Annotated in this window: 9 protein-coding genes; 7 read left to right on the forward strand and 2 right to left on the reverse strand. The window is 51.4% G+C overall.

The features are described 5' to 3' along the window. The first annotated feature begins 2 nt into the window (after positions 1–2). Positions 3–125: a hypothetical protein gene (locus tag IQ268_RS33135; protein ID WP_255527295.1), complete on the forward strand. Its 123-nt coding sequence runs from the start codon at positions 3–5 to the stop codon at positions 123–125. Positions 126–291: 166 nt separating this feature from the next. Here IQ268_RS33135 and IQ268_RS27645 read toward each other — a convergent pair whose 3' ends face one another. After that, positions 292–876, reverse strand: coding sequence for a hypothetical protein (locus tag IQ268_RS27645; protein WP_193885915.1), 585 nt, complete (start codon positions 874–876; stop codon positions 292–294). A gap of 129 nt (positions 877–1,005) precedes the next feature. On the opposite strand from IQ268_RS27645, the gene IQ268_RS27650 reads away from it, so the two are divergent. Further along, positions 1,006–1,257 (forward strand): hypothetical protein, encoded by a 252-nt coding sequence (locus IQ268_RS27650; RefSeq protein ID WP_193885917.1) that lies wholly within the window; start codon positions 1,006–1,008, stop codon positions 1,255–1,257. Between the two features lie 21 nt (positions 1,258–1,278). On the opposite strand, the gene hemH is transcribed toward IQ268_RS27650, so the two are convergent. Then, complete coding sequence (gene hemH, locus IQ268_RS27655) at positions 1,279–2,451, reverse strand: ferrochelatase (protein ID WP_193885919.1); 1,173 nt, start codon at positions 2,449–2,451, stop codon at positions 1,279–1,281. A gap of 161 nt (positions 2,452–2,612) precedes the next feature. Here hemH and IQ268_RS27660 point away from each other — a divergent pair, with 161 nt between their 5' ends. The 5 genes from IQ268_RS27660 to IQ268_RS27680 all read left to right on the forward strand — a co-directional run bounded on the left by IQ268_RS27660 (position 2,613) and on the right by IQ268_RS27680 (position 5,975). Next, complete coding sequence (locus IQ268_RS27660; RefSeq protein ID WP_193885921.1) at positions 2,613–3,797, forward strand: site-specific integrase; 1,185 nt, start codon at positions 2,613–2,615, stop codon at positions 3,795–3,797. A 62-nt stretch (positions 3,798–3,859) separates the two neighbouring features. Continuing rightward, the gene (locus IQ268_RS27665; RefSeq protein ID WP_193885923.1) at positions 3,860–4,492 is read left to right on the forward strand and encodes a class I SAM-dependent methyltransferase; all 633 of its coding nucleotides are present in this window, start codon (positions 3,860–3,862) and stop codon (positions 4,490–4,492) included. Then, complete coding sequence (locus IQ268_RS27670) at positions 4,492–4,680, forward strand: CPXCG motif-containing cysteine-rich protein (protein ID WP_193885925.1); 189 nt, start codon at positions 4,492–4,494, stop codon at positions 4,678–4,680. Before IQ268_RS27665 ends, IQ268_RS27670 begins: the two co-directional genes overlap by 1 nt. A 5-nt stretch (positions 4,681–4,685) precedes the next feature. Further along, complete coding sequence (locus IQ268_RS27675; RefSeq protein ID WP_193885927.1) at positions 4,686–4,847, forward strand: hypothetical protein; 162 nt, start codon at positions 4,686–4,688, stop codon at positions 4,845–4,847. Between the two features lie 246 nt (positions 4,848–5,093). Next, positions 5,094–5,975 carry a response regulator gene (locus IQ268_RS27680; protein WP_193885928.1) on the forward strand — a complete coding sequence of 294 codons (882 nt, stop codon included), beginning with the start codon at positions 5,094–5,096 and terminating at the stop codon, positions 5,973–5,975. Positions 5,976–6,104: the final 129 nt, after the last annotated feature.

Here is a 6,104-nt window from a genome sequence, read left to right on the forward strand (position 1 = left end):
AAATGAGGATTCGAACTGGGGGCGATCGCCAGTCACCGGGCATTGCCGAATCGCGGTTTCCAGCTCTCCTAATTTTGGGAAACTCAGGCGGCGATCGGGGCGATAGAGCGATGACCGCTCACTGATTCGTCCGGCCATTCAGCAACAGCGTCAACTGCTGATCCAAAAAAAAGGGGCGCTTGGTTAAGCGTCCCTGGAGGTCGTACTTTCAGGAGGCAAACTTCCGTTTTCAAATGAGCGAACAGCCGAAGCCGTTGAGTAGAGTCGCTACACAGAAAACGATCGATAAAACTATTGTTGATACGTCGCTCTACAGGTATTCAAGATCTGCTGGTCGGTAGCGCTAATCGTTTCAACAGGATAAAAGCCCGTCGGTCTAAACGGAGCAATACTGGCACCCGTCGAAGCCACGGTTGCGCTTTGTTGCAGAGCCATCGAGTAAGGATAACGGGTCTGCTCGTAGCTATCGGTGACCGTCAACGCAAGCTGTTCTGCTCGCACTTCACCCTGAAAGCAGTCAAAGGAAGACTGGGGCATGTAAAATGCTCCAACTACTTTGTCAGCATTCACTTCAAACACCATGTATGCTGCGTTCAGTTGCTCGGCATTAGGCGATTGCCCAAACAAATGAACTCCATCCCGCAGCGTTTGCCGTTCCGTAACGCCAGACACTAAAGCCAGTTCAGAGGCAACAGGTAACTCAGCGCTTGGAACAATCTCAGCACTATGAGCCTGACGACCGGGCAAGCCAGCGACCAAACTTAAAACCAACGTAAATGCCAACCCGGTTAAGAACGTTTCGAGGTGCTGCCGGAAGAGGGGCTGTGGGGTGACAGAATCGAGCGCAGACTGGGTAGATTGAGATTGGAGTGACATAGGTTTTGGTGGGGGGCGTCCGATGTCAGTAATATCTCGTCTTTTCTCCGCTCACTTGGTGATTGAAGCCCTCAGTTGAGTGTGATTTATTCGTCGGTTGCGAGTGATTGAACGCCAGTAGGTGCAGTGATGTCAATCACAAGCTGCCTCCTGTGGCGATCGCACCCCCACCCTAAAAGCAACCCCTTTGCGCGATCCCCTGCTTTAGCCAGCCTCAGCAACACCATACCTCTACGGCAAGCTGGTCTGCGAGGCAATGGCAGCGAGTCAAACCATTTTCACAGCCCCGTAGATTTGAGGGATTGGGGGAGCAATCAAAGCAATGCCCGCTCAACGATTCATCGGTTTCAGCAACGCCAGATATCACTGTCAACAACCTGAAGGGTTGAGTGAGCCGACTTTTTATAGCAATCCGACAAAGTGCAAAGGCCCGTGCCCACTCACCAGCTCGATGATCAACGCAATGAAGCCAAGCATTGCTAGACGACCATTCCACACTTCGGCTGCGGTCGTCATGCCCCACTCCCAACGCTCCTGAGGGTACATCTTGACGTTCTTCCCCGGACGCATCACCTCAGAGAGCTGATAGCTAGGGGCATCAAGGGCGTTAATCACCAAATTGGCTAAATCATCAATAAAGACTGGATGGGTATTGAGGGCAGGTACCCGCTCAAAGCGTTCAATGCCCGCCTGCTCAGCAACCTCTCGGTACTCCATGTCGATTTCCTGAAGCGTCTCAATGTGCTCTGAGACAAAACTGATAGGCACCACCAGTAAATCTTGAACGCCTTGAGCTGCCAGGTCTTGAATCGCTTCTTCGGTATAGGGTTTTAGCCATTCAACCGGGCCTACCCGGCTCTGATAAGCCAGGGTAGAAGCATTAGTCCGGTTGAGCGTTTTCATGATCAGTGCTGTGCAGTCTTCGATCTCTTGCTGATACGGATCGCCTGCCTCTTCGACATAGCTAACCGGAACACCGTGAGCGCTAAAAAAGATATGAACGCTGTCGGGGTTGGGAAATTTGTCCAGTTCTTGAGCCACAAGCTGAGCCATCGCCTGTAGATATCCTGGACTGTTATACCAGGAGGGAATGACCGTATGCTCAATTTGGCTCAACGTCGGATCTTCGTTCCAAATTTGCTCTAAGAGCCGAAAGCTAGAGCCGCTTGTGCTAATTGAAAACTGCGGATACAGCGGCAGAATAACCAGATGCTCAATTCCATCGCGCTTGATTCGGGCGATCGCCTCTTCCGTAAAGGGATACCAGTAGCGCATCCCAATGTACACCTGTGCCTCCTGTCCCTTGCGCTGCAACGACGATTGCAACGCCTGCGCCTGCTCTTCGGTAATTCGCCGCAGCGGCGACCCACCACCAATTTGCAGGTAGTTCTCTTGCGATTTGCGTGAGCGAGTGGTGGAAATTAACCAGGCCAGCGGCTTCTGTAGCCAGGAAAACGGTAAGCGGATAATTTCCGGGTCGGAAAACAAGTTAAACAAAAAGGGGCGAACGTCTTCTAACTGGTCTGGTCCGCCCAGATTGAGTAGTAAAACTCCAACACGACCCGTAGTGACCACAGCTTCCTTTTCCCTTTAATATTCGTTACCGATTTTAACAATAAAATCTTTTAATCAGTTAACAGAGGCTACAAAAACTGCAATATGTTTGATCGACTCACCTCTGTCTTAAGCTCTTATTAAAGACCGAGCGGTAGCCTGTCTGCAAGTCTAAGTCCATCATGCGAGAACAAGAGTCTATCGATAGTCGGATTGATCAAACCAATCAGCGACTCAAGGCGGCAAAACTGGGGTTCCGGATCGAACGGCGGGGGCAAAAATTAACGTTGCGGGGCATTTTGCCGCCACGTCCCGGTAGCCATCGGCTGCGATCGCACCAACAGCGCATTAGTCTGGATGTGCCAGCAACCCCAACCGGCCTAAAGCAGGCAGAGCAAGAAGCCAAAGTCGTAGCCGCTAAATTAATCCAAAATACCTTTAGTTGGCGAGACTATCTTCCCATAACGGGTGGAGGACGGCTGCACCAGATGGACTTGCCCCAAAAGCTAAACGCCTTTGAGCAGGAATTTCTGTCCCAACCTACCCACATGCAACAGTTGGCTTCTGCCCGTACCACCTGGGAAACGGCCTATGCTCCCTACTTAAAGAAACTGGAGGCGATCGCCCAATCTCGTCCGCAGCTCAGTCTGGCTGAAGCCATCTATGCCACTGTACAGTCCACGCAGGCTAATTCCCGCAGTCGCCAAATTTGCTGCACGGCATTGGGGGCACTGGCTAACTTTTTAAATCTTGAACTGCCAACCGATTTAAAGACGTACTGGGGCAACTACAGCCCCAGCCAAACCCAGATTCGGCAACTTCCGTCAGATCAAGACATTGTGACGGCGATCGATCGCATTCCCAACCCGGCATGGCGCTTTGTTTATGGCATCATGGCCACCTATGGCTTGCGAAACCATGAAGTCTTTTTTTGCGATTATAGCCAACTAGCGCAAGGAGAACCGCAGGCCATCATCGAAGTGCTAAACACGACGAAAACCGGAGAACATGATGTCTGGCCGTTCTACCCTGAATGGGTTGAGCAATTCAATCTCCGGCAGATTGACCTACCGCCTGTCAGTACCGATTTAAACCAAACTACGCTGCGCCGCATCGGGCAGCAGGTGACGAACCAATTTTGCCGCTACCAGATTCCGTTTTCGCCCTACGACCTGCGCCATGCGTGGGCGGTACGAACCATTCACTTTGGCTTACCCGACACGGTCGCCGCCCGGATGATGGGGCACTCGGTCGCCATCCATAACCGCACGTACCATCGGTGGATTGCTCGTCGCGACCAGCAGCAGGCTGTAGAAGCGGCGATGCAGCGCAATCGGCTGAGTCCCCCCGACCGCAAGCAAGGCTAGACTAAATGGCTGTCTCGATCCGCAATCGCGCTAGGCTTAAGTGAGGACTCAGGACTGAAACAGTGGCAACGATTTTACGAGAGTGGAGCTACCGCTATCAGTGGTTGTATGACGCGATCGCCAACCTATCTGCCCTTACAGTTGGGGGAGAAGATCGGTTTCGGCAACTGGCACTCAATGGCTTAACCATTCAACCGGAAACTGCCGTACTCGATTTGTGCTGTGGTAGTGGGCAGGCAACTAAATACTTGGTAAAGCGATCGCAGCAGGTCACCGGGCTAGATGCCTCGCCTCGCTCGCTCGGGCGCGCTCGGCAAAACGTACCCCAGGCCACCTATGTCGAGGCATGGGCAGAGGCAATGCCCTTTGCCGACCAACAGTTTGAGGTGGTTCACACCAGCGTGGCGCTGCACGAAATGAAGCCAACGCAACGGCAGCAAATTTTACAAGAGGTGTACCGGGTTCTGAAACCGGGCGGCATTTTCACGCTGGTCGATTTTCACGCCCCCACCAATCCAGTGATGGTGCCAGGACTGTATCTTTTCCTCTGGCTGTTTGAAACTGAGACAGCATGGCACCTGATCCAAACCAACCTGGTCGAGCAACTGGAAGCGGTTGGGTTTAAAGTAAGCGATCGCACCCTCCATGCTGGCGGCAGCCTGCAAGTGATTCGAGCCAATAAGGACGCGGCATAATGCAAAACACAGCAGACTACTTCTGCGCCTACTGTGGAGAATCAAATCTCACCTTTATTGACCTGAGTTCGGGCAACCAGCAGTCCTACGTCGAAGATTGTCAGGTTTGTTGTCGTCCCAACGTGCTGTACGTCCGGATTGATGAAGACACGCTGGATATCGAGATTGATAGTGAGTACGAGGGCTAAAGCGGATGTCTCTCATCCTATTGACCATCCTATTTCTCTTCAACATCCTGGTGATGAACGTGATGTTATTTTTCCCCTTGAGAATATTGCGATCGCTTTACCCTTCACCGTGGCTGTTTATTATCGCCTTCGGCCTGGTCTTCGTCTGGTGCTTTGGTGACGACTAAACCCTGGCCCAGTTCGTGGTTGCAGCCCACAAATAATCCCTTCAAGAGATCTAGCCTCTGCAATTTGTTGAATGCAATGGGGAACATTAGAAACTAAGCACCTTCACAATTCTGGCTGTGCCCCGAATCCTTGTCTCAACCAGAATTGTCATCCGATCAATAAAGCTAGAATGCTGATTCGCTCAAAATCTTCAGCAGCGTTTTACGCCACGGCATTCCCTTGTAATACCTCATTCTTTTTCTGTAATGAATTCAACTCAGCAGGAATTCGTGCAACCCACGCAAGCTAACTCTGATTTGCAAGCATCCGCTGTCCTGGCACCTTGCGTCGTTAACCATCCTACATGCAGGGTTTTGCTGGTCGAATCCGACGCTAGCGAGCAAAGGATATTGCTTGAGTATCTCCGAACGTTGGACTGTGAAGTGGATGCGGTTGGCAATGGTCAGGACGCGGTAGCGGCTGTGTCTCAAACGGCCTACGACGTTATCTTGATAGACTGCCAGATACCTGGCTTGAATGGATTAGACACGGCTGAGGCCATTCGCCAGCTCGAAACTCAAACGTGCCGTTCTCGTTCAGCAGTTATAATCGCAATGGTTGCTAATACCTTGCGACAAGACCAGGAAAGGGCGATCGCTGGAGGAATGAATGATTACTTAAGTAAACCCATTCATCTAGAAGCGTTGACAATCCGGTTACAGCATTGGCGTCAAACCTTATCGCTGCCTCACCTTTCCTCTTCCGACTGTAAACAAACACTCGTCAGAATTGAGCAGGATAGGCCAAATTTGCAGATCGATTGGAATCACCTTCACCAAATTTCAGACAACAACATTGAATTTGAGCTTGAGCTGCTCCAGCTTTTCATCCAAGACAGCCAGGATCATCTTGTTGCCCTGAAAGCGGCGATCGCTACTCAAAACTGTCAGAAGGTTGAGCAAGAAGCTCATCACCTCAAGGGGGCGAGTGCTAACGTTGGTGTCAACACGATGGAGTTTGCCGCAGGCCAGCTAGAGTACCAAGCTCGGCATCATCAGCTTAGTGCCACCAGCCTCTTGGTGGAAGAACTTGAAGTTTCTCTTCAACACCTGCAAACCTTAGTACACCATAAAAGCCAATTGATCTGAGCAGCAGAGCCGTTGCATTGGGTGGTTGCATTAAAAGGCCGTTGAGACTTATCCCTCCAGGGCGAACGGGGTTAGGGGATGAACTACAGCCATTTTCATTTGCATTCACCACCCCCCAAACCCTACCCC

This window comes from Oculatella sp. LEGE 06141, from assembly GCF_015207605.1.
In the GTDB taxonomy this organism is placed as follows: domain Bacteria; phylum Cyanobacteriota; class Cyanobacteriia; order Elainellales; family Elainellaceae; genus Oculatella.